The organism is Oxalobacter aliiformigenes (genome assembly GCF_027116575.1).
Lineage (GTDB): Bacteria > Pseudomonadota > Gammaproteobacteria > Burkholderiales > Burkholderiaceae_D > Oxalobacter > Oxalobacter aliiformigenes.
Window position 1 is genome coordinate 1,124,815 of the sequence record NZ_CP098252.1, and the last position, 25,449, is coordinate 1,150,263.

A 25,449-nucleotide genomic window follows, 5' to 3' on the forward strand; every position below is an offset into this window, starting at 1 on the left:
ACATGGCGATAGTCTGTTTATGCGTATAAGCGGACATTGAGGAAAAGACCGGAGCGGAAAGAGGGCCGACAGTCCGGGAAGGCCCATCCGCAAACGAAACGATAGAGGAAGAGAAAAAGCCATGTACGAAACAGAAAAGCATCTGAAGAAAAAAGGGAAACAGGCGGGCCTGTTCAGGCTGTCGGCTGTCGCGGCGGCACTGGTGATGGTGTTGCCGTGTTTGCCGTCGTCGGCGGCAACCACAGGGACGTTATGGAATAGCGATAATGTACCGCAAGTGCCATCGGAAACGGTCAGTTTCACCGGGAGCCAGCTTTCCGGCGACTATATGGGTGTTGCTGCCGCCGGTTCTGCATCAGGTTCATTGCAAAATCTCGTTCTGGATATCCAGGCAGTCGGGCCCAAAGACGGTACGAGTCAGGATAAGCAGATTTATGGGGTGGAGGTTCAGGGGGGAAATCCCGATTTTTCAGGAGATTTGCTCAAAATCGGTATCACGACGGATTTTGTGGGAAGCGGAAACAATCAGGCGACGGCATTTGATTTTTACAGTACCGGCAGTGCCTCGATTTCGGCGAAAGAGGTGGATCTTTCCGTCACTTCGACAGCTTCAAACGGAAAATCGGTATATGGCATAGGTATGGGCGGAGGCGGTACGCTGAATGTGACAAGCGATGTGGTCAATATCCGGCTTGAATCGGCGACGGAACGGCCGCAGGGCAATTACAGTGAAGCCATCGGTATCGATGTCTGGGGTGGAAAACTGGTGACAGCCGATTCAACCGTGCTGAATATCGATGTGGTGTCACATGGCACCGTATCTCCGGGCAGCGACAACAGCAAGGACGGCGCAACGTCCGTTTACGGCATCAAATTCGAAGGCGGGCAGGGCGAGCTCAATGGGGTGGCCAATATCGACGTTTCCGCCGTGGGCGGCAATGCGTCGGGTGTGGAAGTCACCAATTATTTCTACAATACATCACTGGGAGAGAACAGCCATGACAGTGCGGCAACTGTCGGCAATCTGAATGTGACCGCTTCCAGTACGACAGGAAGGGCGGCCGGTATCAATACCGTGCTGGAAAAAGCGGACGATAAAAACGTTATTCTGGAAGTGACCGGCGATAGCGTGCTGCATGCAACGACTGAAACCGGTACGGCATACGGGGTGAATCTTGACGGGGCAACCACCATCGATGTAACCGGCAATCTCACGGCAACCGCGACAGCGAGCGGAGAAGGCGGACAGGCATGGTCGGTCCATACCGATGCAGGTACCCTGAATCTGGCCGGACGAACCAATACCCTGAACGGGGATGCACGTGTCGTCAATGCGGGAACACTGAATCTGGGCAGTTCGTCAGGAAATTCACAGACCAATATGAACGGGAATGTGAGCGCCGACAGTACCTCATCGATTGGTCTGACCAATGCAACCCTGAATCTTGCTGCCGGAAAAACCGTCAATGTCGATGGAAGGGTCAACAGCAACAACGGTACTATCGCCATTAATGGTGCAGCGTCCGAAAAAACGGTAAATATCGCCACTCTCGACAATACAGGTTCCACTACTTTCCGGACCAGTTCCGCAACAGCCGGCCAGATTGCCGTCGGTACCCTGAACAATATCGGAACCGTCAACCTGAATCTGGACAGCACCGCAGCCAATGACCTGACCGGAAAAACCGCTGCAGAAGTCGCACAGAATGCAGCCAACGTGCTGGCGGTCACGACCAGAAACGGCGATGGCCAGTATAACGTCGCTGTAGCCGAAAGCAGTGGCGTGACAGGCGCCATCACAGCGAAAACGGATGAAAACGGCAATATCATCACCTCAAGCGTCGCCGAGAAAACAAACACAGTCATGTCATCCCTGATGAACATCTCGGCCAACAACTTTCTGGTATTCCGTTCCCAGATGAACGATCTGGACAAGCGCATGGGCGATTTGCGCACCCTGCCGCAAGCCGATGGTATCTGGGCCAGAGCCATTGCCGGGCAGAGCGAATACAAGCAGATACACAACACCTACCAGACCCTGCAAATCGGAGCCGACAAACGCATCGGCAACCTCCTGGTCGGTGCGACAGCCAGCTATACGGATGGAGACGGTACCCTGAACAACGGTTCGTCCGACGACAAGAACTATACATTCGGTTTTTATGGCAGCTGGCTGGGCGATGATGGCCAGTTCGTCGATGTCATCGTCAAACGCCATCGTCTCGAAAGCGAGTACGATCTGGCTTACACCAGTGGCGACCGGGCAAAAGGCTCAATGGATACCTCCGGGACATCGCTGTCCGTCGAATACGGATGGAGACTTGGCATCGCCGATACCGATTTCTACATCGAACCGCAGGCTGAATTCATGTATGGACACCTCAACAGCGTGGGTTATACCACCAGTAACGGAGTCAGAATCAGTCAGGACGCCATCAAAACCGCTGTCGGCAGACTGGGAATCGCGGCGGGCTGGGTATCTCCGGACAAAACCGGTTCCGCCTACATCAAGGCATCCGTCCTGAACGACTGGGATGGAGATGCCAAAATCAGTGCCACAAAAGGTCGCACGGTGACCTTGCATGAAGACATGGGAGGAACCTGGGGAGAATTCGCACTGGGCGGCACCTGGAACATCAACAAGAACCTGGCGGCCTACGGAGAAGTGGAAACCACAGCAGGCAACCCGGTCAGAACCACCTATCAGGTCAGTGGAGGTATCCGCTACAGCTTCTGAATGGAAAAGCCGTTTTCAGCCTGACGAAGAAAAAGGCGGAAATACGGAAACTTTCCCTTTTGCCCCGCTTCCTGAAGGGAGGCGGGGTTTTTTGTGCCCGGGCGAACGGGAGACGGGGGCCGGGTGGCCGGAAGGGAGAGGGGAAAGTGCGGCGAGATACCGTTACAAATCGCTTTTCCCGGGCGGTTGCGCCGGAAGATACCGGGGTGGGGAATGGTTTGTGTGCGCTTTCCTGTCCATTCTCCGGAACCGGTCACGGGGTGTTGTGCCGTTTGGAAGGGGCGGGACCCGTAGCACGGATGCCGGATTTGCGGGGGCGGTTTTTTTCGTGTGGCGTATCCGGGTTGGCGGGACGTTGAAGGCGGCGGGAAATGGCGGATGGATGTGGCTCGTGTGTCTGCCGGTTTACCCTGTTGCAGCGGCTTCTCGGGCCGATATGCCTGGCTGGCATGAGGGGGCAAGGTATCCGGACGGCTGCGGGTGTCGCGGGTGAAAACGGAGACAGGGCGCTATAGCGGGAAAAAAGGCGTGTGGCGGAATGTTTTTGCCGGACCTGAATGAGGATAGCGGGCTGGTAAACGGTACGGCGAAAGAAGACAGGGCCTTTTGTGTACAAAGGGCATAAGGTGGCCGTCTGGCCGGGGGCGGGAATGGCGGTTACGGTTCGTTTTTTTCCCTGACAAAGGCTCCCAGACGCTGGATGCGCTGCGGCGGCACGTCGTATCTTTCCATCAGTTCCTCGAGATTGTTGCCTTCCTCGGCGATGAAGTGACGGTTGCTGTTCGGTTTGGGAACCCAGACGATGTAGCGTCCGACGACGGCGTGTACGGTGTGGAATTCCATCGTACAGTTTTTGCCCAGATCGGTGATGTAAGCCTTGTTTTTGACGAGTTTGTCCCAGTCATCCATGTGAAATCAGTCCATCGGGTCGGTGTTTTCGGGGGGATGATCCTGCTTTTTCGGCGAATACAGGTGTTCGAGGCACGCTTCGGCACATTCATCGAAAAGCCGGTTCACGGCAGCGAGGCATTCGCATTCTTCGGGGGTCAGCCCCCGCCGGGCCTCGACGGCCAGATCGAATACCAGTCCGATGACCTTGCGGGCATCGACGACCAGCGCCAGATGATCGACATTCAGTGTTTTGGATAGGGGAAAGGTTTCCTGATTGGTCATGTTCGCTCCCGTTTACAGTGACCCTGAACAAACAGGGTCGGGCGGGAGCTCGTAACCGTCGTAACCATCGGCAGGCGTATTTCTCCGGGAAGGAGTCTTGTATTAGCCTACTCCCGCCCGTTTGCGGACGAGCGGATACATCCGATTTGCATCGGACGGGTTACAGGTGATTACGAGCACCTGCGGCTACTGTACCGTGCCTGCTGTCTGAATGCAAGTTCATAAGCGGCAAGGTGCATCAAGTGTTGCGACAGTCGGCTCGCTTGTACCCGAAAAAAGCGGAAAGGACCGGACAGACCGGTCTTTTGAACCGGGCGAAAGGAGCGGGACGGAAAAGGCGGGAAAACGGGAAGTGAGGGGGGCGCGGTCTTTTTTTGCGGAAGAGAGACTGTCGCCCGATACACCGCCAGTCGGGACGGTCAGGGATTTTCCGGATGTGTTCGGGGTTTCACCGGAAAAAGACACGATTTTTCACGACAGGATCGGTACACCTGTTGCGATCGGCAAACGGCTGTTTGTCGCGTTTCCATCCGCGGTTGGCCGCTGTTTCGGGAGAGTCCGGTATGAACGAGCGGATGGAAACCGCGAGCGTGAAGCGTGAAGCGTGAAGCAGGAAGCGTGAAGCGTGAAGCGTGAAGCAGGAAGCAGGAAGCAGGAAGCAGGAAGCAGGAAGCAGGAAGCAGGAAGCAGGAAGCAGGAAGCAGGAAGCAGGAAGCAGGAAGCAGGAAGCAGGAAGCAGGAAGCAGGAAGCAGGAAGCAGGAAGCAGGAAGCAGGAAGCAGGAAGCAGGAAGCAGGAGACAGGAAGCAGCAAAACCGCCATCTGACCAGCGAATTTTTTGTAAAAATCCGCTTTGCCCGGTCAGATAAAACGGGGAGTCTTTGACGCAATACTCCGAACGGGTTACGAGGTGTCACGACCACCGTTTGTTACTGTACAACAACATGATGTATGAATGCAATAAACTGGCAGTTTAAACTTTTCCAGATAAAACATGGTTTTGGGCCGTATTGTGTCCATTTTTCAGGTGTTAGCCGGGTAAGGTTTGTTTCCGGTTCGGGGATGGTTTGAAAAGGGGCCGTGGCCTTTCAGGCCAGCGAACATGCCTGCCGGCGCCAAAAAAGGGTGACGGGATGCCGCAAACGGATCGGGGAAGGAAAACGGGTCTTTAACGGATCGTGCAGACCATGAAAGGTTTTCGTGATGTGCGCGATCCGGTGTGGTTCTCCGTTATTGCCATGTGTCCGGAATAGAAAGCGGGTATGGGTGTTTCAGAGGTCTTCTGCCGTCCATTTTCCGATGACGACGCCGCAGATGGTGGCGTTGGTGCTGACATGCATGATCCGGGTGGGCCATGAGGGGTTCAAGGCCATCAGCATCCTTTCCCCGTTGGGTTCGATCAGAAGCTGCTTGAATGTGGCGGTGTGGTCATCGTCCAGTCTGACGACGACCATGCTGCCGTTGCGCGCTTCGCGGCAGGGATCGACGGCGATGTAATCCCCGTCGTTGTAGGAGCGTTCGCCGCCCGGGTTGTACATGCTTTTTCCGACGACGCGGAGTATGAAGGCGTTCTTGCTGTGTTTGAAAGGGCAGGGAATCCATTCTTCCGCGTCGCCCGGTGCGAAATTGTCGATCGTTTCCGACCAGTTGCCGGCCCGTACCCAGGAGATCAGGGGCAGCATGCCGACCTTGTCGGGCGGGGGACCGACGTATCCCGGCTTGAGACCCGCCGCGGCGGGGACGGAGGACGGCGACGGGCTGTCCATATCGAGACGGACGCCGTGGACGGATTCTTCCCCGTAAAGAAAACCGACCGGAACGTCGAACGCGTCGGCGATCGCCCGGAGGTTTTCCGCGGTGGCGTTGACTTCGCCACGCCGTATCCGGCCGATGGTGGTCTGGCCAATGCCGGTTTTGTTGGCCAGTTTCATCTGGGTGCCGAGGTGGGGGTTCTGCTTCATGAGCAGGTCGAGCTGTTCGGCGACGATTTCCTTGGATTTTCTTTTCATAACCTTCGTCTGTTTCCAGTAATGATGTCGAAATGCAGACCTTGTCCGGCTTGATTTTTGGGCCTTATGTGGTCTATTATAGCAGATAGCACGAGTTTGATGCTTTTCGGGGATGACGTGTTGTTTTCCGTGTGAGGCGTTTCTCCTGAAAATAGTTGTTAAAACAATATATTATGCCGTTTTTTGTCCGGACTCCCCTGTTCTTGCCGTGGGTGTTTTCCGCCATTTGAACCGGAAAAAACAGGGGGCGTCATGAAAAATATCAGGAACAGGACGGTTTTTGCAGACCTGATATGGTTCGTGTTGGTTTCGTTTTGGACCGGAAAGCGGTTTTTTCGAATGCAAAAGGTTGCCTATGATTCTGTCCGATTTTTGTCTGCCGGATGCACTCCTGCCGTATGGGGTTTGGGTATCCGTTTCCGGAAGGTTTTTTCCGGCCGGCCGGTTTTTTTCGCGGGATGCATTTTTCATGAGGGAGCGGGCCTGATGAATTTCTACAAACATTATATCGGGGATTACCAGCGCGATACCGGGCATCTTACGCTGACCGAGCATGGCGCCTACCGGCTGATGCTGGATGCCTATTATGCGACGGGCCGGCCGTTGCCGGGACAACGCAAGGCGCTTTATCGCCTGTTGCGTGCGGACAGCACAAGCGAGCGGCGTGCGATCGATGCGGTGGCGTCGCAGTTCTGGGAAACGACGGATGGCGGGCTGGTCAACCGGCGGGCGGCGCTCGAGATCGCCAGAGCCGAAAAACAGGCGGAGGTCAACCGCCAGATCGCGATTGTCCGCGAGGAAAGACGGCGGCAGGAACGACAACGCCGGGGGAACGGACAGACGGCGGATGGTTCCCCGCTTTTCGATACCGGGCCGGATGGAAACGGAAGCGATGTTCTGGATGATCCTGTGCATGTTCCTGCCGAAGTGTTTGGAGTGTGCAAAGTGAATAATACGCAAGTCGTTTCCGGCTTGCAACCTGTTTCGTGCACGGATCGTGATACCGCGACAGGGTGGCCGGCGGTGGAAGACCGGTTGGATGCGGGTGTTGTTCTTCGTGAACCAAGCCATAGCCAGAACCATAACCATAGCCAGAACCAGACCGGATATGGATGCTGCATTCCTGCAACAAACGGGGAGGAAAAGGCTTCCTTTTCGCCGGACGGGGACGGTTTTCCGGTGGAAAAGAAGGTGCCGGATGTTGTGGTTTCAGTAACGGACAGGCTGCCTGCCGGGGATGTGCCGGCGGAGAAATGTCCGGATGAGGCTGCGGGCCGGGAGACGGGAAAAAGCCCGTCTGCCGGGGCTGTCCGGGTGTCGCGTGCCAGTGCCGCGCTGGCAAAGGCGATGCGTGAGGAAGGGGTCATGGCGGCGGCGGCCGATCCCCGGGTGATGGCGCTGGCACAGCAGGGGGTGGAAGCAGGGACGGTGAAGGCGGCTTGCGCCGAGGCCCGGCGGGCACGGCCGGATGAGCGGATCGGCCCGGGGTATGTGGTGAAGATCGTGGAACGCTGGGTTCGGGATGCCGGTTCGATCCGGGCAAGGGGGGCGATGGCGCACGGGCGGCGTTGCGTTTCCGAGGAAAGGCGTCGGGTGCTGGATGAGCTGACGGGACGGAACAACACGCTGGAGGGGATGTTTTTCGCGGTGGACGACGATGTGCCGGGGCTGGCGGGGCCGGAGGACGGCGGAAAGTGAAGGTGGTTTTGGTGAGGGGCACCGTTTTGCCGGTGAAGCCGACAGGGGGGCGCCCTGGATACGGCCGGGGGGATGGCGTGCGGTGTCGCCGGCTGGACGATGACGGAAATGACGGTGGAAGGAGTCGGACATGGAAGCGGATGAGTGGTATTCGGGCGGGGGTGGCCGTCCGGATGGCCGCCGGGAGGCGGGGCGGGGAAAAGGGATGTCGTTTTCCGGCGTCGAGGCGCTGTTTGCCGAATTCGAGGCGCTTTACGGTTCGCGTTTCGCGGATATGTGGCGGCATACGGATGTGGCGCGCATGAAGTCGCTGTGGGCAAGGGCGCTTTCGGGGTTTTCGGTGGGGGAAATCCGGACGGGACTGGCCGGGTGCCGCGATTTGTCCTGGCCGCCGTCGCTGCCGGAATTCATGGCGTTGTGCCGCCCCCGGCCCGATCCTGCCGTCGCGTTCGCGCAGGCGCAGGAACAGGTCAGCCGCCGTCCTTTCGGCGAGGATGTCTGGCCGGAGAAAGCGCTTTACTGGGCGGCGGTGGCGTTCGGTTTTTATGATTTGCGGTCGATGTCCTGGCCGCAGGCGAAAACCCGCTGGACCCGGATCTGGACGGAAAAGCGCGGGAGGGAGGAAACGTTGCCGCCGGTGCCGCCTTTCCGGAAGGCGCTGGTGGCGCCGGGCAAGAACGAAACGGATACGGAGACGGCCCGCCGGCATCTGGCGGATCTGAAACGGCTGGTCGGTCTGTGTCCGGGCCCGTGCGGGCGAAACGGGGAGGCGGATGTGCCGTATCCGGACAAGAGCGTATCCGGAAAGGGAGAGGCATATGTCCGGCAGATACCGGGGTGACGGGGGAGCAGTGCCGTTGACTGGCCAAACCGGTCGCGAACGCAGACGGTCGGGCATGATGTGTCGGGGAGTATATGGGAGTGTATGGCGTTGATGTGCAAGTGAAAGAAGTGTCATGCCGGAAGGCCGGTGCAGGGGGATGGGGGAATGGCGGAAAAATGGGGCCGGATGTTTTCGGGGAGGATCGGGCAAAGGGGGAAATGGCAAAAGGGCGGCGCAGGTGTTGCAAGGAAGGATGCACGGTACCGTCTGTTGCAGACGGAAAGTGTGGTGATGAAAGCGGAAACGGCGCAAGCCGGTGACTGAAAGAAAGGAAAAGGAAGAAATCATGAAGAAAGCGGGGGTTTGTGCGAGACGGGTCGCCAGCCAGAGGGAGATGATCGAAAAGACGCTGGCGAAAGAACCGATGACGATTGTCGATCTGGCCAAAAGGCTGGGTCTGTCGAACGATACGATCCGCAACCGGATCGGCGAGCTGGTGGCCGACGGGCGCCGGGTGCGTGTGGTCGGCTGGAATGTGCTGGAGACGACGATGGTGCGGGTATGGGGCCCGGGGCCGGGACGGGATGAGCCCAGACCGGTCAGGGTGCGGGTCGATGGCGTGAAACGGAACCGCAAGGCGGCCGGTGGCGCCCGGTTGCCGGTATCGGTGCCGGTCGTACGGTTCAGAAGGGAGGGGATGGACGAATGGCTGTTCAGAATCCGGGAGTTGAGATGATCGCGCTGACGTTGCCTTATCCGGTTTCGGCGAACCGTTACTGGCGGACGTTTATGCACAAGGGGTGTGGTCAGCCGGTGACGGTGGCAAGCGAGGAGGCCCGGTCGTATCGGAACGAGGTGAGGCGTCTGGCACGGGAGGCGGGGATCGTCAGGCCGTTTCCGGGGCGGGTGAGTGTGTCGTATGTGCTGTATCCGAAGTGTCCGGCGGACTGGAAGCGGCGTGCCCGCGCCGATCCGGCCCGGTGGGACGATACGGTGCAGTGTATCGATCTGGATAATGCGCAGAAGATTCTGTTCGATGCGCTGGAGGGGGTGGTTTTCGAGAATGACCGGCTGATCCGGCATATCGAGGGGGAACGGGCCGTTCCGGATGGGCCGGCGCGGGTCGAGCTGCGCGTCGAGTCGCTGGAAGGGACGCGGGAAAAAGCGTCTGTCGTCCCGTCCGGGACGGTGGCGGAGGACGGAATGTCTCTCGAGGGGCGGTTTCCGCTTCATTGCCGGGTGAAAACGCCGTCGGGGCGGCTGGCGGAGGTGAGACGGCATCTGGCCGGGGCCAGCAAGCAGGACTGTTTCGAGCGGGTGATTTGCCGGTATGTGGACGGTCGGCGCGCGGATGACTGGGTGACGCTCCAGCCCCGTTTTCTGACCCGGGTGGGCTGACAGGATCAGGTGAGGATTGCCGTCCGGACGGTGTTTTCCGGTGGCGTTTTCCGGCAAGACGGGCGGTTCGGATGTCGGACGGACAGGGGAAAAAAGGGAAGCTTTTGGATTTGTTGTCCGCTAATAAAAATTATGGGTTCCATTATAAAAATTAATGGATGTTGAAAACAGGAAAGGATGGAACCGCTATCCCGCCACAGCCCTGGCCCGGCTGTATGTCAAAACTTTTATCATACCTTATCGATGTGTTTGTTTCAAGTGCGGAAAATCGGGGAGGGATCTTGAATAATATGAAATCAATCAACGGGTTATGAATGAAAACAATGTCCGCTAATTTTTATTAGCGGACGTTTGGAGGGCAGCGGGGTGAGGATTCCCTGTCCCTGACCATTTGCCGGGCCGGTGGCTGGAAAAGCGATGGGGAGTGGATATGGGGCAGGGAAAGACGTGGCCGAAACGGCAGGCGGAGCGGGAAAGAAGGTCGTCCGGTTTCGGGAAGGGATGTTATCGGGGCGTTTCGGGGAAAACGAGGCTGTCGATGGCGATTCTTCTGACGGTGGTGCCGTTTTTTGCCGGGCAGCAGGCGTACGCAAAATGGCTCGATCGTTATGAGAATATCCAGCCGTCGGGAAAACCGTCCGTTCCGAAATACAATATCCGCAACGGGTCCATTGATGTCAGCAGTGGCAACACGCTGATGGGATTTAATGAGGACGGCTCGGAACTGTCGTCCGAGGCCTGGCCGAACGTCGCCTATGGCGAGGATGGCATCACGTCATACAAGGCGAATTTTTATTCCGGCTGGGGACTGACCGGTCATCTGGACGAGACGCTTTCCGCTGTGAAGGGAACGGGCAGTACGGTTTACTGGGATTTTCTGGCGCCGGAGAGTTCCCGGATCGTCGCCAGGCTGAATGTGGGAACCCGGAATTTTCTGCATTCAGGGGTGTACGGCATTTATGCCAAAAAGCTCGGGCATAAAAATGACGATGGCAATGGCGCGGCCCATTTCAATTTCCTCTCGAAAGAGACGGCGATTCTGGCGAGCAATCACAATAATCTGAGTGGCGATGTGGCCGCCGTCCGGCTGGAGGAGGGCGGTTCGGTGTCGTTTTGGGGCCAGCGGGAGTTGCAGGCCGATCCGGCACTGGGGATGGGTGATACCTCGCTGGGCAGCCAAAAAGTGACGATCGCCGCTTCCAACGAGTATGACGGGGCCGGCGGGAATGTGTACGGGATTCTGAATACGCGGGGCGATATCCATCTGGGGGCCGATACGACGCGAATCGAGGTGTTCAACAAAGGGGTCAACCGGGAGAATGTGAAGGTCGGTGATGAAACGGTGGATGTCACCAGTCATGCGATCGGGATATACAACTCGGGCGGGGTGCTGGAGAACCGTTCGGATCTGGTGATCGCCACGGGTAATGCGGCCATCCGTCAGGAAAACGGAACGGGGGACGGAGAGACGGTTTCCACGGGGGAAGGGGTGACGGTCGGGCTGTTCAATGCCACGTATACGGATCGGTCGGAAAAGCCCGGGTTCGATCCCCGGGGCGCGTCGGTGGACAGTACCGGGTCGGTGACGATGGATTTGCAGGCGGAAAGGCAGGTGTTCGGCCTGATGCAGATGCATGAGGAGACGTCTTCGACGTTTGCCGGAGAGACCCGGATCGCCGCCAGCAGTGCGGGGGCGGAGGCTTACGGGGTGTTCGCCACGGAAAAGACGCGCGCCGGGTTCGACGGTCGGCTTGCCTATGCCGTGAAAAGCGGGGCGGCGGATGCGTATGGCGTGATGGCGGATGGTGAGGCCCGTGTGACGATCAATGGCGGGCTGGCGGCGTCGGTGGACAGGACGCAGTATGACGCGGCGCTGAAGAAAGCGCGGGCGATCGAGGCGCTGGGCGGTGCGCAGGTGGAGGTGAATACGGAGGGCCGCCATCTGGTTCAGGTCGATGGCGATCTGCATACGGCACCGGGAGGTGCCGGCGGGGCGGTCGATCCCGGCGATATCGGCAACAGTCTGGCGATCAATGTGAATGTGCTGGCCTGGGCGATTCGCAATGACGGCATTATTCTGGGGGGTGGCGGGACTATTCTGTCGGCAACCGGGGAAACAACGCACGCCCTGCTCTCAGACAGTCCGTCCAGTGATGCTTCCGGAACGACGGCAGAAGACGGAAAGATCACGTTTGTGATGAGCGAGGCCGGGTCGTATCTGACGGGGGCGGCCAACGGGAATATCGATATGACGGTGTCGGATGCGACGCGCTGGGATGTGACGGCGGACAGCCGTTACGAGACGTTGCGGGCCAATGGCGGGACGATCGATTTCTATCATCCGGATGTGCGGTATGACGATGCGCTTCCGTTCCAGAAGATGACGGTGGGCGACATGGTGGCGCCGGTGGCGCGTGCCGGCGGGGCGGGCAGTACGTTTGTGATGAATACGGATATGCTTTCCGCCGGCAAGACCGTGATGTCGTACGATGGCATGACGTATTTCGACGGGGAACTGGTGTCGCAGGGGACGGTCGATGACGCGACGGGAACGTTTACGTCCAATCCGGTGTACCGTTATCGCGGCCATGATGTGGAGGTGGCGCTGAAAGGGGTGGCGCTCGACGAGGTGAAGAAGACGCTGGAATACGGGAAGCGTTACGGTGATTTCCTGTCGGTGAAGTCGGCGTCCGGCGGGGCGCAGACGTATGCGGTGCAGATTTACGATCCGGCGGTGAAAAACGATGTGGCGTATGACGGTACGGTGCTGAAGTTCGCCACGGTGCCACAGAATGTGACGCTGGTGGGGCAGGCGATGCAGCACGATCCGCTGTTCGTCTATACGCCGAGGATCTGGAGGACGGAACATCACGATTCGGGCCAGTCCGTGTATGACGAGGCCGGCGGGCGGTTCGTCGCGAAAGACGATACGCGGTTTACGAAGGCGGAATACGAAAGTCTGGGCCTGTCGGAAACGGCGGCGGATGCAAACGGTTATGTGGATTACTGGCTGTCGGGGTTCAAACGGGATGTGTCCGAGGAGGGCAAGACGCCGGTGAAGGCCGCGGCGGCGGCTTTTGCCGGATGGCGCTGGTGGAACGATAACGATACGTTGCTCAAACGCATGGGCGAGTTGCGCTATTCGGATGGGCAGGACGGCGCCTGGGTGCGGGTGATCCGCAGCAAGCATGAGAGTGGCGGGACTTACGGGTTCACGGGTTATACGACGATGCTCCAGATCGGGGCCGACCGCCGGGAGATCGGCGAGAAGGGCATGTGGCGGCGTGGGGCGGCGCTGTCGTGGGGCGAGACGGATACCCGGTTTTCACAGGGCAAGGGAGAAAACACGAATACGAGCCTGACGCTGTATGCCACCTGGCTGGGGTACAAGGGGCATTATCTCGATCTGGTCGTCAAGGGCAGCCGCTTAAGGACGGATTACGAGACGTTCGGGGCGTTCGCCGATCATGGGGTCGGCAAGAACTGGGCGGCCAGCGCGAGCGCGGAATATGGCCGCAAGAAGAAGGTGCATGCGGATAACTGGTTCGTCGAACCGCAGCTTCAGGTCACGTACGGCCATATGTGGGGAAGCGACTATACGACACGGCAGGGCATTCATGTCGATCAGCAGGATGCGGACAGTCTGGTCGGCCGGGCCGGGGTGGTGCTGAGCAGGGAATCCGAAAGCGAGTACCGGCGGCCGAAACGGGTGTATGTGAAGGCGTCGGCGCTGCACGAGTTCATGGGGCGGGACCGGTTCACGCTGCGCGATGCCGCCGGCGGGTCGGTCGGGCTGACCAATGATCTGGGGGGAACCTGGTATGAGGCCGGTTTCGGCGCGAATGTGGTGCTGAAGGAAGGCATGCATGTGTATTTCGATTTTGAGCGCGGTTTCGGTGGCCAGGTCGATATGCCCTGGCGGGTCGAGGGCGGTGTCCGGGTGGAATTCTGAGCGGGGAGAGCGTCATGGGACTGAAAAAAGCGGGGATGTTGTTTTTGTTGGGGGTTCAGGCGCTTTTGCCGGTATCGGCGGAGCCGGCACGGCCGGTGGAGTCGCCCGTGCCACCGCTGGCGGAACGGGAAACGGGGCTGGACGGTTTGCCGTTCAAGGGAGAGGTTCTTTCGATGGACGAAGGGGCGGCCTATCTGGGAGAACGGCGCGGCTGCCGGCCGGTCGGCAATGAGGAAGGCGCGAAACCGGAAACGGTGGCCACGCATGTGTTTTACGGGCAGGGGGAATTGTGGCTGGCGAAAACGCCGGCCCCCGGGGAAAAAGCGCCTGTCTTGCGAGTACTCACGAGCCGTCCCGATGTGGCGACGTCGCGCGGGATTGCCGTGGGGATGCATCGGGACGATCTGTCAAAGGCGTATGGCGAACCGGAACGCATTCACTGGAACCGCCTGTCGGCAGACGATTATCCGGAGGTGGTGCGCTGGGCGGTTTATCGCTGTCGTGAGGAATGCCGCACGTTCAATGACGAGCGGGACGGCCGGCGCTTTTCGCGGCTTGTTTTCGGGCTGGCGGGCAATGGCACGATCCGCCGTGTCGGGTATTCGACGTCGTTTTTCGGCCTGTGACCGGTTACGGCGGATATCGCCACGAACGCGGCAGCGATAAAAGAGACAAATAAACGTACCGGAACGATAGCCGTATCGCAGGAAGGAGGCAGGACCACGACAACCGTATCAGGAGATTCGGTTGTATTCGGCAACAATGCGAAACAGTCGGTCAGAATCGAAGGAGGCAACGTCTGTTCCACTGGAGACATATTCAACGGAAACGGGCACAGCATAGAAGGGAACCGGGCGGCGATAAGAGATGTGGACAGCCGTTTGTCCGGAGTGGAAAGCCGGTTGAGCGACGTGAAAAGGACAGCATATCGGGGTATTGCGGCCGTAACGGCGATAGCCAGCATACCGACAGTGGATTACAACAAGCGGTTTGCCATCGGTGTTGGTATGGGTAACTTCGAAGGAGAAAACGCGCTGGCGATAGGAGCGAGCCTGCGTGCGACAGAAAGCCTGACCTTCAAGGCCAGCGTCGGCAAATCCGGAAGTGAGGCGACATATGGAGCAGGTGCCGCCTTGTCGTTCTGATTTTGCGCCCTGGAACAGGAAGTTGCTTTCCGTGATGCAGCTTCCTGTTCGGGTGTTGGCGGGAAATCGTGACTGATGTCGGTCATAAGCCCGGGAGAGAAAAGACAGCCCGTTACATTGCGGACAACATTCCGGATCCCGCTCCCGTAAAGGGAGCGACCACACAGCGCGTCTATACGATGGTGGACGACCTGTTTCAATCCACGCACCCGTAAAGGGTGCGATTCGAGGCAACCGGTGTCACTCCGCACCTAATAATGTTTCAATCCACGCACCCGTGAAAGGTGCGACCCGCGATTTTTGCGGTACGGGAAACGGAGTACACGTTTCAATCCACGCCCCCGTGAAGGGGCGACAAATACAACGTTACTGTCCCGTTGAGCGATAAACTGTTTCAATCCACGCCCCCGTGAAGGGTGCGACCGCCCCTCTGTCAGGCCCGGTAAACCGGGCGTTTCAGAGGCATTTTGCGAGGACCTCTTTCTTTTCACCTGAAAATAAGGGAGGTTTCCCGAACATTTTTTATTTTACGTGTATTTTCAACAGGTTGGCAATGCGAGCAACTCACGGGGGAAAGTCTGTTCACTTGGGGTGCCCGCATCGGCAGACAGGATGATGGATCCGGGGCAGGATGTGCGGAAAGGTTCCACAGGCCGGAACCTTTCCGGAGTGATTCGTCATTTGCCGGTTTTTCGCTGTTTCGGACTGCGGCGGGTGTCAGGGCCGTTTCCGGAAACGGCTTGCGGTCGGGCAGGACGCGGGTGATAATGGCGTCCGGGTTCCCGGGATCAGCGGGGCGGAGGTGCCGGCAGGGTGGCTTGCTGTGCGGTGGCAACGAATGGACAGGGCAGGAGAATGAGATTTGTGATCGACAGTCGCGTGTTCGCGGCGATTCCCGATATGGTGGTGGGCGTCGTGGTGGCGCAGGGGGTGGATAATACGAAGGCGGTGCCGGAGGTGTCGGCGATGCTGGCGCAGTCGGTCGAGGCGGCCGAGGCCCGGTTTTCGGGCCGGGAGGTGAAGAAAGCGGAAGAAATCGTGCCTTACCGCGAGGCTTTCCGGGCGCTGGGGATCAATCCGAACCGTTTTCCCTGTTCGGCGGAGGCGCTGTTTTCCCGTATCGGCAAGGGCAAGGGGATGCCGTCGATCAATCCGCTGGTGGATCTGAACAATGCCGTGTCGTTGAAGTATGTGATTCCGATGGGAACGCATGATCTGAAAGATGTACCGGAGGTGATCGGGATGCGGCCAGCGACAGAAAACGACCGTTTTCTGCCGTTCGGCGGAGGGGAGGAAGAGGTTCCCGATGCCGGCGAGGTGGTGTATGCGGTCGGTAATCAGGTCCGGACGCGGCGATGGACCTGGCGGCAGAGCGAAAACGGCAAGATCACGGCGGAGACGTCCACCGTGTTTTTCCCGATCGACGGGTTTGCGGGAGTCAATGAAGCCGCGGTGAAGGCGGCATCGGACGAGCTGGCCGGTATGCTGGTGTCCTGCTTCGGCGCCCGGGTGAAGACGGGGTTCGTCGATCGGGATCATCCGGAATTTGTCTGGTCGTTCTGACGGGGGCGCCGGTTTCCGTTTGCCGGGCGAATCTGTTCGGGTTTATGCGGGCGGTTCGTCGCCGGCCGGGGAAAGGACGGTTTCCCGGTTGATGACGGTTTTCAGGGCCAGTTCCTGGCGGCCGTCCGGCTGTTTTTTTCCGGTTTTTCCGTAAATGGCGATGGCGTGTGTTTCGCGAAATTCGTCGCAGGCCAGCATGAGATGCGCCAGTCTTTCCGCCTTTTTCAGGGAAATCTGCCGGATGATCCGGCAGATTTCTTTTCCGGCGGGTTTGAGCAGGTTCATGGACAGCAGGATGTCCTTTCCGCTTTTCAGGCAGAAGGTGAAGGGGCCGTAATCGAGCCAGATGGTGCCGTTTTCCGGCACGAGCCGCCGTTCGTTGAGGGCAATGGCGGACGGGGCGTGTATGAAGCCGAGGTCGTCTAAAACGTCCAGCCGTTTGAGGGGGTATCGGGTGCGGGATTGTATGCGGCCGTCCGGCGACCGGGCGAAAACGGTCGGGGCCAGATAGCAGTCGTTATCCAGTACGTAATCGCACTAGGGCGGTGAACGCTTCGGCGTCTTCCCGGGAGACGACTTTCAGCCGTTCCAGCGTTTTGAGGCTGACCGATCCCGGTGCGGTGATTTCCCGGGCGAGGATGGCGCCCCACAGGTGCCTCAACTGGTGTTCGGAGACGAATTGTGCCTCGTTTTTCCAGCGGTTGACGAAGGTTTCCGAAAGACGGGACGTTTGGGAAGAGGGGGCGTTCTCGTCGGACCGGGAGGCAGGTGGCGGGGGATTTTCCAGGATGCGGGCCGCTTCGGCGGCGCAGGCGATCAGGTTTTGCGTTCCGGTTTCTTCCAGATGCCGTCTGGCGGCCTGTGCCGGGGTGGCGATTGAGGGGGGCGCTTCGGTGGCGTTCTGGCCGGAAAACAGGGTCAGCGCGCCTTGCCGGATGGCTTCGCAGTCGTGTTCGGCCTGTGCCCGTTTTTTCATGTCGCGGCAGATGCGGTCGGTGTACCAGTCGCCGAAGATGAGCAGGCACAGGCGATGCAGGAGGGTCGGCACGGCGCCCAGCGTTTTGCCCGCACCTTCCGCTATCGGGGTCAAGTCGCCGGTGATGTCGGCCAGTTTGACGGCATTGATGTCGAGCTGGATGCCGGGATGTTTTCCGTTTTTGTCTGTCATCGTTTCTTCCGTGTGCTGGAAATGTTGACACTTTAACCATTTGCGGGACGCTTGTCATGAGGCGGGAGGAACGGGCCGGGGAGTGACGGTGCAAGGGCGGGGATCGGGGAAACCGACGGATGAACGGGGCGTTTTGTGGTTCGGGGAAGAGAGGCGGGTAAACAGTCTGTTGATAAAAACGCCTGTTTTTTAAGGGTTTTCTGGATTTTCGGCCGTTTTTGTCTGTTTAAAGCATCATTAGGGGATCGACTGTCCGGTGTTTATGGCAGTGGCGGGTTTCCTGTCGTAAACTCGTCGGAAATAATGGAATGGAATATCCGTTTTGATAAGGGACTTTGCCGGAGCCGGCGGGGAAAGCGCATGTTGCCCCGTCTGCCGGAGGGGGGATCGGAAATGGGAGTCGGTTTCAGAATGGGGAACAGGTTTTTCCTGTTTCCGAACGTGGTGTTTTTTCTGTTTCTGTGTTTTTGCGGGGCGTTTTTGCCGTCAGGGGCGCAGGCATGGGAAGACGGCAGAAGGGGCAGGACGCAAGATGGAGAGACTGTTGCGGTATCGGCTGCCGGTGAGGAGAAGGCGGACAGCCTGTTCGAGCTGGTTCTGCTGAAAGACGGGGCTGAAGGAGGGGATCCCGAGGCGCAGTTCGAGCTGGGCCGCCGCTATCTTCAGGGGGTGGGGCTGGAACGCAATGACGTGATGGCGCTGCACTGGGTGAAGGCTTCGACAGAGCAGGGGTATGCGCGGGCCGAGGCCGGACTGGGCTGGATGTATGCCGTGGGCCGGGGGGTGCCGCGGGATGACGCCAAATCGTTCGTCTGGTATGAAAAGGCGGCGAAAAACGGCTATGCGGTGGCGCAGCGGATGCTGGGGAAATATTATGAAAAGGGCGTCGGGACGGAACGAAATCCGGAGCTCGCCAGACAGTGGTATGAAAAGGCGGCGGCACAGGGGGATGAAAAAGCGGTCCGGTACCTGAGGTTGTCTGGTGTGTCTGCCGGCGAACCGGATGCCGCGTCGGTCCGTTGACCGGTCGCAAAACGCGTGAAGTCCGGACATGACATGGATTTTTCCCGGCGGGCGACAGGACGGATGACATGGGCGGAACAGTGATGGAACAATCAGGTTGTCCGGGCAAAAGTGACTGGTGATGGGAAAGAACGTACCCTGTTCAATTTTGTTACCGGTGTTGCTGCCCGTGCAAGGAATTGCTTCGCCAGTGATCGCAATCCTGTTTCGGTTTTGTGCCAGACGGTTTTGCATATTGTCCGGTATTCTATTGAATCGACTCTGGAATACCGGACAATCACGTTAAATCAGATCAAAAGGATAATGCGGTACCGGCACCGTAAGTTGCGGAGCTGCCGGATTTACCCGCACTTGCCTTGAATGTCAGGCTGTCATTTGCCCGGATGCTGGCACCGGTCGCCAGAGCGTTTTCGCCTTCGAAGTTACCGACACCCATCCCCACGGCGAAACGTTTGCCCTCTTCAACCGTCGGGATGTTGGCAATGGCTGTAACCGCTGCAATCCCCCGGTAGGATGTTTCCTTGACATCGCTCAGACGACCATCGACAGTGGAAAAACGGCTGCTTTCCACATCCTGGATTGCTGTCTGGTTATTATTGGTATTGATGGCCTGCATGTTATGCTGAACAACCATACTATGAGCATTTGTCATCGAAAACACCGTTATGCTGATCAGACCGGCTATCAGACTTTTTTTCATATTTTTTCCCTTTCTGTTTTGCAAAATGAAAGTCAGGAAACACGCCAAGTCCGTTTGTAGCCAGAAGGGTCTTCAAGATACAAGTAACCAATTGATTTTTAATGATTTATGGTAATTAAAGAGATGAAATGTCTTTTGGAGAACTATTGAGAGATACAAAAAAGTTGTTTAGTATTAACAGGTTGGGAATGGCAAAGATGTTTTGAAAGTCCGCTAATGGCTATTAGCGGACATCGGGAGCGGGGAGTGAGTCGAACCATGTTGTGTCAGGAGAAATACGATGAAAAGAAAGAAGACAGCTATAGCAGCTGCGATTGCCATGCTGGTTGGCGGGCCGGTTTTTTCCGGTGAAATCGCTGATTTGGGCGGACGGGATCCCGTTTTTGCGGCGGAAACGGCATTGCCCGCCAACCCCGGGTTTACGGACTGGGCCGGCGGCGTCAACTGGAAAATGAGCGGAAATGAGAAATTGGAACTCCGGGCAGCGGGTAGGATGTATTTCAGTGATGATGCAGCATTCGAGCAATACAATGGAAAGGAAACGGTGAATGGTAACGGCAATTCTGTCCGGATCATGTCGGAGGGAGGGGGATCAGGCTATTATCCGGTTTCCCTGCTGGGTGCCTTAAAGAAAAACTCGACGGAAGTCAAAGGGCCCGAGGTGACCCTGACGAATTTCGACACGGTTTTCATTGCCCGAGAGGTACCTGGAGCCACAGTTCATGTGGGAGAGGGGAGCGTCCCTGTCTGTCGGTGCCAGACAGTTCATCAGCTCGGGCGGGCAGTTGTATGTGGCTGGTGCCGGATCGCTGGCTCTGGGGAGCGGGGATGATAAAATGGATTTTGTATATGTCGGCGGCGGTACGGCGGCATTATCGGTCAATAATTACGTAACGAGCAGCATCAGTATTCCGGGCAAGCTAGAAATTCATGCGAAAAAGGCGGTTTTCGAGGGAAACGGGGGAGATGAACAGGGCAAGGAGACGATTGCGGTAGCTGGTGGCCAGCTGGTACTGGATGTCGATGATGTTTCGGTGAACGGCAATATCCGCGTTGGCATTAGCAGTAGCGGTGTCGCTTCTGGGACGGACAAAAGCGGGTCTTCCGTGACGATCGGCAGCGATGACGCTTTTGTCAGGATAACCGGCGATGTAGCGGTCAGTTCGGCGGGCGGTTCGCTGGCTGTCAATATGTCAGGAGAAGCGTCTTCCTTTACCGGGACGGTGACAGAAGTGATGGCAAAGGACGATCAGGGACAGGAAATCGTGAATAGTATGGCTGGTACCCGTTTCACAGCCGGAGACGGAGCGACGATTCATTTGACGGGTGACAGTGCGATCAGGTCGGTAACGTCAAATGGCGCAATCATCAATACCGGAACAAACACCCTGAAAATAGGAGAACTCGTCAACCGTGAAAAAGGAACCGCAATCATAACCAGTTCCGCAAAAGCAGACCAGATCAACATCACCCACAATAGCGGAGAAGGATTGAATGTCATCCTGTCTCAGGAAGCGGCAGAGCTAAATGGCGATGCACAAGCCATGGCATCGGTCCTTAATATCGGGCAATCCGATTCCCCTTACACCATCACTGCCCGGGAAAATACCCTCATAGGAAACAGCACTTTAATATTGAACCCTGACGGAACAATTGCCTCCTATACAGAACAGAAAAACACCGTAACAGACAGCCTGCAAAAAATAGGAGCGATGAACTTTCTGACCTTCCGTGCGCAAACCAACGACGTATCCAAACGCATGGGAGATTTGCGCAGCATGCCGCAAAGTGACGGCATGTGGGCCAGAGCAGTTGCCGGACAAAGCGAATACAAGAGCATCCACAACACCTACCAGACATTACAAATCGGAGGAGACAAAAGAATCGGAAACATCTATGTGGGAGGAACCGCCAGCTACACAGACGGAGAAGGCAAACTCGACAACGGCAGTACAGACGACAAAAACTGGAGCTTCGGCCTGTACGGAGGCTGGATAGCAGATGACGGCCAATATGTAGACATCATCATCAAAAGACACAAACTCGACACCGACTTTGACCTGCACACCCAGAGCGGGACAGGCGTAAACGGGCGCTACCACACATGGGGAACCAGTGCCTCAGTCGAATACGGCTGGAGACTGGGCATAGCCGACACCGACTACTACATAGAACCGCAAGCCGAACTCATGATAGGACACCTGAACGGAGTCAGCCACACAACAAACGTCGGGACAAACATCAAACAGGAAGGCATAGACACCGCCGTGGGAAGAGTGGGAATCGCGGCCGGATGGATATCGCCGGAAAAGACAGGAAGCGCCTACCTCAAAGCCAGCGTCCTGCATGACTGGGAAGGAGACGCCAAAACCCGGGTCAGCAACAAAAAAGCCATGCGCAGCTACACGGAAGACATGGGAGGAACATGGGGAGAATTTGCGCTGGGAGGAACCTGGAACATCAACAAGAGTCTGGCGGCGTACGGAGAAGTCGAAACCACGGCAGGCAACCCGGTCAGAACCACCTATCAGGTCAGCGGAGGCATCCGGTACAGCTTCTGACATGAGACAAACGGAAAAACCGGATATCCGTCAAACGGAAAACGGTTGAGGGATAAACCGGCCTTTCCTCTTGACCCCGCTTCCCCGATGGGGGCGGGGTTTTCATTTTTGCCTGTATGCCCCGTTTCGTACCCGAAAACGGGGATTGTGACAGGTATTTTCTGTCGCGGCGGAAAACGGACGGCAGTCGGGGGAATATGGCGTGTCATTTAAGGGCCGTGTTTCCGATTTTTATCAAATGGCGCTCGCGATGCCTGTTGTAGCATGCCTGAAAATGATGGTTCGTTTTGATTGTTCAATCTGATGTTTTTTCAACAGGAAGGATTTCTTATGCGCAACAGCACTCGTGGATTGTTACTGGCGGCTTCTTTGGTGCTGGCCGGTTCGGCTTTTGCCGCTCCCGCCGGCGGTATCGTCGAACGCCCTCCCGTCCAGCAGGGTTACGGTACCGGTCCTTATGGCGGTTATGGCCCGGTCGGTCCGGCGACTTCTCCGGCGGTGGTCGTTCCGTATCTGGCACCTGGCGGCATTACTGTCTATCCGCTTTCCCAAAGCAACAATACGGTCAAGCCGGGTCCGAACAGTACGGTCAAGGTCAATTATCGCGGCTGGCTCGCCAATGGTACCGAATTCGACAGTTCGTATTCCCGCGGACAGCCTGCCGTGTTCGAGCTGAACAAGACGATTCCCTGTTGGCAGCAGGGCCTGCAAACCGTTCCGGTCGGCAGCAAGGTGAAACTGGTCTGCCCGCCATCGACGGCTTACGGGGCCAACCAGGTCGGCAATATTCCGCCCAACAGCACGCTGACTTATGAAATCGATTTGCTGGAAGTATCGAACTGAACGGTGTTTTTCGGGATCGATGGCGCTCCGTTTCGGTGCGCCATTTTTTTTGCGCCCGAAATAGCCAAAAGGTTGCTGAGGGCTCGCTGGATGGTTCGTGCGGTGACGGATGGTGTGGCTGACGGAAACAGTGGTGCCGGTTTGTTCGGCTGGTGCCGGTACTGTTTGCCGGAGGGAAGCATGCCGGGACATTTCCGTCCTTTTTCGTGACGGACGCATGAAGGCGGCAGGGTCCGGATTGTCCGGTATATGGCGGACTGAACGGCGGCTTGCGGCCGTCATGCCGGAAAACGGCATAACCGGAGGAAAACCGTCCGGAGCAGGCCGGAACCTGCCGTTGTCGCGGTGGCTTCCGCCTGACGATGGGGTGTTTTGCAAGTGATGGAACGGCCCGTTTTTTTCCGGGGAAACGGCCCGGCGTTTTGGCCGTGCCGTGTCGGAAAACGGTTTGTATCCTGCCGGCATGGCACGCCGGCTGTCATGGCAGGGCGGCAAAGCCGGTATGGTAGGGACAAGGTTTGTCTGGTACGGTCAGACTGGCATAAGGGATCGGGTTGACGTATCCGGTCTGGCCGGAAGGCATCAATCCGGTCGGCCGGTTGAACACGAGCATGGCAAGCAGGCAGCCGATGGAGAAAGCGATCACAAATGTCCGGTTAATCATGTCAGTTTCCTTTGCCGGTGAAAACATTCGTTCAGGTATTTCGGGATAGTAGTGTTCACTATAAGGCAAAAACCGGTTTTTATCCACTATTAAATAAATATTTTTACTTGAAGTAAAAATATGCGTGAACAAGACTGTCCCGCAGATGGTACAGGGCAGACAGAAGCGGAAGATGCGGATTTTTTCGCGATATCACCGGGGATCACGGTATTTCCGGATCGATACCGGAGTACCGGGCCAGCAGCAGGATGACGATGGATGGGGAAAAGACGGTTTTTGGCATGTTCGGGTATGCTCTGGAAGATTCCGGATGAATGCATTCCATTTCAAGGGGAGAACAGGGCATTGCCAAGGGAACGGGAGAACGGACCGTGTCGCAGGGACGAAACGGTCCGGATGAGGTAAATAGTGTGTCTTGCCGTGTCCGGTTCTGTCAGGGGGACGGGAAGCGGACCTGTACGGGAGTCAGCCGGTTGCAGGTGGTGCCGTCGCCCAGCTGTCCGGCGTCGTTTTCGCCCCAGCTCCAGACGGTGCCGTCTTTTTTCAGGGCAAGCGCGTGGCGGGGGCCGGTGGCGATTTCGACGACGTCATCCATCAGGTGGACGGGTTTCGTCCAGTTTCCGTCAACGGTTTCGGTCACGGGGCCGATGCCGTATGCCCAGACGGAACCGTCTTTTTTCAGGATGAGGGCGCCGGCTTCCCCGACGACGATATCGGCGACGTTATTGACGAAGCCGACCCTGACCGGCAGGGTTTTGGGTTCGAGTGTCGTGTACCGGCGTCCCGGCAGGCTGGCGTTGGCGAATCCCCAGACGTAGAGGTTGCCGTCATCGGTGACGGCGAAGCTGGCCAGGTTTTTGGTGGCGAGTTTGACGACGGGCCGGGATTCCAGTGCGGCGATGTTGGCCTTGTAGGGCCGGTTCTGCGCGATGCGGGAACCGGTCGCCAGTGCGCCGGAATCGTTTTTGCCCCAGACCCAGAGGCTGCGGTCTTCCCGGAGCGCCAGGGTGTGGGTGGCCGATGAGCTGACGCGCTTGACGAGATCCATGACTTTTTGCGGTTCGTCGGTGTTGCCGCCGGTTTCCTCGCCGGGCATTTCCTCGCCGCGTGACGGGTTGGGTTTGCCCCATGTCCACAGGGTGGAGGAGGTGTCGATGGCGAACGGGGTGTCATAGCCGGGGGCGATGGCACGGATATCGGACATGATCGGCATGGGTTCGATGACCGGGGTGTCGGAGAACAGGCCGATCTGGCCGGCCTGGCTGTCGCCCCAGCCGTAGAGGGTGCCGTTGCAGTCGATGTAAAACGATGTCCGGGAGGCATCGCCGGCCGCGGCGACGCAGGCGTTGTCGGCCACTTTCACGGGGGTGGCGCTGGATCGGTTGCGGTAGCGGGAGTCGCCCCATGCCCAGAGCCGCCCTTCGCTGTCGATGAAGAGGCTGTGTTTCAGGCCGGCGGCCAGACGGGTGTCCCGGGTGATTTCCTGTGCGTTTTCCACTTTTTCGGGGGGATGGTCGGTGGCCGATCTCAGGAGAAAGGCGAGGATAACGACGATGCAGACGATGATGAAGGCGATCAGAACGGGCAGTCGGTTTCGCATGGCAGTAATTCGTTGATCTCGAGGTTCCGGGTCAGGCAGACGGTTTTTCTTTTTTTCCAAGGATACGTCATTTTGACGTTTTCGTTTCCGTTTTTCCGCAGGGGAAAGGAATTTTTTTGCAGGGTGGGGAAACCGGAAAGGAAAAGGTTCTTCTCCCGTGGCGAAAGGGGGACGTTTTCCGGTTGTCGGGAGGCGGTTTCCGGATGGACGGACGAGCCCCGGGGTTGTCCCCGGACAGGGCAGCGGGCGGCACGGTGTCCCGGTGTTTGGACTGTATCCGGCCGGAGAGGGCCCGAAAATGGCGTGTCCGTCGGACAAGGAAAAAAACCGGGTGTTTTCGGGGGAGACGGTGACGGCTCTGCCGTCCGGGACAGGAGGTCAGCGTCCGGTGTC

24 protein-coding genes are annotated in these 25,449 nt (G+C 57.9%); 16 read left to right on the forward strand and 8 right to left on the reverse strand.

The features are described from left to right. Nucleotides 1-121 precede the first annotated feature (121 nt). A complete protein-coding gene (locus NB647_RS05150) occupies nt 122-2,737 on the forward strand; it encodes an autotransporter outer membrane beta-barrel domain-containing protein (RefSeq protein ID WP_269284649.1) in 2,616 nt (871 codons plus the stop codon). 657 nt (nt 2,738-3,394) lie between these two features. Here NB647_RS05150 and NB647_RS05155 read toward each other — a convergent pair. Together NB647_RS05155 and NB647_RS05160 are read right to left on the reverse strand one after the other, a co-directional pair. Beyond that, complete coding sequence (locus tag NB647_RS05155) at nt 3,395-3,646, reverse strand: hypothetical protein (protein WP_269284651.1); 252 nt, start codon at nt 3,644-3,646, stop codon at nt 3,395-3,397. A gap of 6 nt (nt 3,647-3,652) precedes the next feature. Beyond that, complete coding sequence (locus NB647_RS05160; RefSeq protein ID WP_269265556.1) at nt 3,653-3,910, reverse strand: hypothetical protein; 258 nt, start codon at nt 3,908-3,910, stop codon at nt 3,653-3,655. A 211-nt stretch (nt 3,911-4,121) separates the two neighbouring features. On the opposite strand from NB647_RS05160, the gene NB647_RS05165 reads away from it, so the two are divergent. After that, complete coding sequence (locus NB647_RS05165) at nt 4,122-4,511, forward strand: hypothetical protein (protein WP_269284653.1); 390 nt, start codon at nt 4,122-4,124, stop codon at nt 4,509-4,511. 31 nt (nt 4,512-4,542) lie between these two features. Next, complete coding sequence (locus NB647_RS05170) at nt 4,543-4,794, forward strand: hypothetical protein (RefSeq protein ID WP_269284656.1); 252 nt, start codon at nt 4,543-4,545, stop codon at nt 4,792-4,794. A gap of 386 nt (nt 4,795-5,180) precedes the next feature. On the opposite strand, the gene NB647_RS05175 is transcribed toward NB647_RS05170, so the two are convergent. Beyond that, nucleotides 5,181-5,918 (reverse strand): LexA family protein, encoded by a 738-nt coding sequence (locus NB647_RS05175; RefSeq protein WP_269284658.1) that lies wholly within the window; start codon nt 5,916-5,918, stop codon nt 5,181-5,183. Between the two features lie 486 nt (nt 5,919-6,404). Between NB647_RS05175 and NB647_RS05180 the strand changes: the two genes are divergently transcribed. The 9 genes from NB647_RS05180 (at nt 6,405) to NB647_RS05220 (ending at nt 16,497) form a co-directional block, all read left to right on the forward strand. Further along, entirely contained in the window at nt 6,405-7,616 is a 1,212-nt protein-coding gene (locus NB647_RS05180; protein WP_269284660.1) for a YdaU family protein, read from the forward strand. 130 nt (nt 7,617-7,746) lie between these two features. Further along, nucleotides 7,747-8,457 carry a hypothetical protein gene (locus NB647_RS05185; RefSeq protein ID WP_269284663.1) on the forward strand — a complete coding sequence of 237 codons (711 nt, stop codon included), beginning with the start codon at nt 7,747-7,749 and terminating at the stop codon, nt 8,455-8,457. A 147-nt stretch (nt 8,458-8,604) separates the two neighbouring features. Further along, nucleotides 8,605-8,763 (forward strand): hypothetical protein, encoded by a 159-nt coding sequence (locus NB647_RS05190; protein ID WP_269265562.1) that lies wholly within the window; start codon nt 8,605-8,607, stop codon nt 8,761-8,763. Then, nucleotides 8,756-9,175, forward strand: a complete 420-nt coding sequence (locus NB647_RS05195; RefSeq protein WP_269265563.1) for a winged helix-turn-helix transcriptional regulator — start codon at nt 8,756-8,758, stop codon at nt 9,173-9,175. Before NB647_RS05190 ends, NB647_RS05195 begins: the two co-directional genes overlap by 8 nt. After that, nucleotides 9,145-9,837, forward strand: a complete 693-nt coding sequence (locus NB647_RS05200) for a RusA family crossover junction endodeoxyribonuclease (RefSeq protein ID WP_269265564.1) — start codon at nt 9,145-9,147, stop codon at nt 9,835-9,837. Before NB647_RS05195 ends, NB647_RS05200 begins: the two co-directional genes overlap by 31 nt. A gap of 430 nt (nt 9,838-10,267) precedes the next feature. Then, entirely contained in the window at nt 10,268-13,789 is a 3,522-nt protein-coding gene (locus tag NB647_RS05205) for an autotransporter outer membrane beta-barrel domain-containing protein (protein WP_269284665.1), read from the forward strand. A 14-nt stretch (nt 13,790-13,803) separates the two neighbouring features. After that, nucleotides 13,804-14,415 (forward strand): hypothetical protein, encoded by a 612-nt coding sequence (locus NB647_RS05210; RefSeq protein WP_269284666.1) that lies wholly within the window; start codon nt 13,804-13,806, stop codon nt 14,413-14,415. A gap of 285 nt (nt 14,416-14,700) precedes the next feature. Continuing rightward, nucleotides 14,701-14,934, forward strand: a complete 234-nt coding sequence (locus NB647_RS05215; protein ID WP_269284669.1) for a YadA C-terminal domain-containing protein — start codon at nt 14,701-14,703, stop codon at nt 14,932-14,934. Nucleotides 14,935-15,789: 855 nt separating this feature from the next. Continuing rightward, nucleotides 15,790-16,497, forward strand: coding sequence for a B3/B4 domain-containing protein (locus tag NB647_RS05220; RefSeq protein ID WP_269284671.1), 708 nt, complete (start codon nt 15,790-15,792; stop codon nt 16,495-16,497). Nucleotides 16,498-16,539: 42 nt separating this feature from the next. On the opposite strand, the gene NB647_RS05225 is transcribed toward NB647_RS05220, so the two are convergent. Both NB647_RS05225 and NB647_RS05230 read right to left on the reverse strand, forming a co-directional pair. Further along, a complete protein-coding gene (locus NB647_RS05225) occupies nt 16,540-16,863 on the reverse strand; it encodes a hypothetical protein (RefSeq protein ID WP_269284673.1) in 324 nt (107 codons plus the stop codon). Nucleotides 16,864-17,014: 151 nt separating this feature from the next. Further along, the gene (locus tag NB647_RS05230) at nt 17,015-17,665 is read right to left on the reverse strand and encodes a DUF2806 domain-containing protein (RefSeq protein WP_269284675.1); all 651 of its coding nucleotides are present in this window, start codon (nt 17,663-17,665) and stop codon (nt 17,015-17,017) included. Nucleotides 17,666-18,025: 360 nt separating this feature from the next. Between NB647_RS05230 and NB647_RS05235 the strand changes: the two genes are divergently transcribed. Further along, nucleotides 18,026-18,688, forward strand: coding sequence for a tetratricopeptide repeat protein (locus tag NB647_RS05235; RefSeq protein WP_269284677.1), 663 nt, complete (start codon nt 18,026-18,028; stop codon nt 18,686-18,688). Nucleotides 18,689-18,980: 292 nt separating this feature from the next. On the opposite strand, the gene NB647_RS05240 is transcribed toward NB647_RS05235, so the two are convergent. After that, a complete protein-coding gene (locus NB647_RS05240) occupies nt 18,981-19,388 on the reverse strand; it encodes a YadA C-terminal domain-containing protein (RefSeq protein ID WP_269282193.1) in 408 nt (135 codons plus the stop codon). 280 nt (nt 19,389-19,668) lie between these two features. On the opposite strand from NB647_RS05240, the gene NB647_RS05245 reads away from it, so the two are divergent. From NB647_RS05245 to NB647_RS10585, 3 genes are all read left to right on the forward strand, one after another. Further along, the gene (locus tag NB647_RS05245) at nt 19,669-20,220 is read left to right on the forward strand and encodes a hypothetical protein (protein ID WP_269282195.1); all 552 of its coding nucleotides are present in this window, start codon (nt 19,669-19,671) and stop codon (nt 20,218-20,220) included. Further along, nucleotides 20,111-21,949, forward strand: a complete 1,839-nt coding sequence (locus tag NB647_RS05250) for an autotransporter outer membrane beta-barrel domain-containing protein (RefSeq protein ID WP_269282197.1) — start codon at nt 20,111-20,113, stop codon at nt 21,947-21,949. Before NB647_RS05245 ends, NB647_RS05250 begins: the two co-directional genes overlap by 110 nt. A 330-nt stretch (nt 21,950-22,279) precedes the next feature. Continuing rightward, nucleotides 22,280-22,792, forward strand: a complete 513-nt coding sequence (locus NB647_RS10585) for an FKBP-type peptidyl-prolyl cis-trans isomerase (protein WP_332880323.1) — start codon at nt 22,280-22,282, stop codon at nt 22,790-22,792. Between the two features lie 478 nt (nt 22,793-23,270). On the opposite strand, the gene NB647_RS05260 is transcribed toward NB647_RS10585, so the two are convergent. Continuing rightward, nucleotides 23,271-23,456 carry a hypothetical protein gene (locus NB647_RS05260; protein ID WP_269265582.1) on the reverse strand — a complete coding sequence of 62 codons (186 nt, stop codon included), beginning with the start codon at nt 23,454-23,456 and terminating at the stop codon, nt 23,271-23,273. 433 nt (nt 23,457-23,889) lie between these two features. Next, the gene (locus tag NB647_RS05265; protein ID WP_269282199.1) at nt 23,890-25,374 is read right to left on the reverse strand and encodes an RCC1 domain-containing protein; all 1,485 of its coding nucleotides are present in this window, start codon (nt 25,372-25,374) and stop codon (nt 23,890-23,892) included. Between the last annotated feature and the right edge of the window lie 75 nt (nt 25,375-25,449).

Bases quoted from the DNA above. Each gene is read 5' to 3' on its own strand.
- NB647_RS05150 (WP_269284649.1), top strand. From the start codon at position 122: ATGTACGAAACAGAAAAGCATCTGAAGAAAAAAGGGAAACAGGCGGGC.
- NB647_RS05155 (WP_269284651.1), bottom strand. From the start codon at position 3,646: ATGGATGACTGGGACAAACTCGTCAAAAACAAGGCTTACATCACCGAT.
- NB647_RS05160 (WP_269265556.1), bottom strand. From the start codon at position 3,910: ATGACCAATCAGGAAACCTTTCCCCTATCCAAAACACTGAATGTCGAT.
- NB647_RS05165 (WP_269284653.1), top strand. From the start codon at position 4,122: ATGCAAGTTCATAAGCGGCAAGGTGCATCAAGTGTTGCGACAGTCGGC.
- NB647_RS05175 (WP_269284658.1), bottom strand. From the start codon at position 5,918: ATGAAAAGAAAATCCAAGGAAATCGTCGCCGAACAGCTCGACCTGCTC.
- NB647_RS05180 (WP_269284660.1), top strand. From the start codon at position 6,405: ATGAATTTCTACAAACATTATATCGGGGATTACCAGCGCGATACCGGG.
- NB647_RS05185 (WP_269284663.1), top strand. From the start codon at position 7,747: ATGGAAGCGGATGAGTGGTATTCGGGCGGGGGTGGCCGTCCGGATGGC.
- NB647_RS05190 (WP_269265562.1), top strand. From the start codon at position 8,605: ATGGCGGAAAAATGGGGCCGGATGTTTTCGGGGAGGATCGGGCAAAGG.
- NB647_RS05200 (WP_269265564.1), top strand. From the start codon at position 9,145: ATGGCTGTTCAGAATCCGGGAGTTGAGATGATCGCGCTGACGTTGCCT.
- NB647_RS05205 (WP_269284665.1), top strand. From the start codon at position 10,268: ATGGGGCAGGGAAAGACGTGGCCGAAACGGCAGGCGGAGCGGGAAAGA.
- NB647_RS05210 (WP_269284666.1), top strand. From the start codon at position 13,804: ATGGGACTGAAAAAAGCGGGGATGTTGTTTTTGTTGGGGGTTCAGGCG.
- NB647_RS05220 (WP_269284671.1), top strand. From the start codon at position 15,790: ATGAGATTTGTGATCGACAGTCGCGTGTTCGCGGCGATTCCCGATATG.
- NB647_RS05230 (WP_269284675.1), bottom strand. From the start codon at position 17,665: ATGACAGACAAAAACGGAAAACATCCCGGCATCCAGCTCGACATCAAT.
- NB647_RS05235 (WP_269284677.1), top strand. From the start codon at position 18,026: ATGTTGCCCCGTCTGCCGGAGGGGGGATCGGAAATGGGAGTCGGTTTC.
- NB647_RS05240 (WP_269282193.1), bottom strand. From the start codon at position 19,388: ATGAAAAAAAGTCTGATAGCCGGTCTGATCAGCATAACGGTGTTTTCG.
- NB647_RS05245 (WP_269282195.1), top strand. From the start codon at position 19,669: ATGAAAAGAAAGAAGACAGCTATAGCAGCTGCGATTGCCATGCTGGTT.
- NB647_RS05250 (WP_269282197.1), top strand. From the start codon at position 20,111: ATGTGGGAGAGGGGAGCGTCCCTGTCTGTCGGTGCCAGACAGTTCATC.
- NB647_RS10585 (WP_332880323.1), top strand. From the start codon at position 22,280: ATGCGCAACAGCACTCGTGGATTGTTACTGGCGGCTTCTTTGGTGCTG.
- NB647_RS05260 (WP_269265582.1), bottom strand. From the start codon at position 23,456: ATGATTAACCGGACATTTGTGATCGCTTTCTCCATCGGCTGCCTGCTT.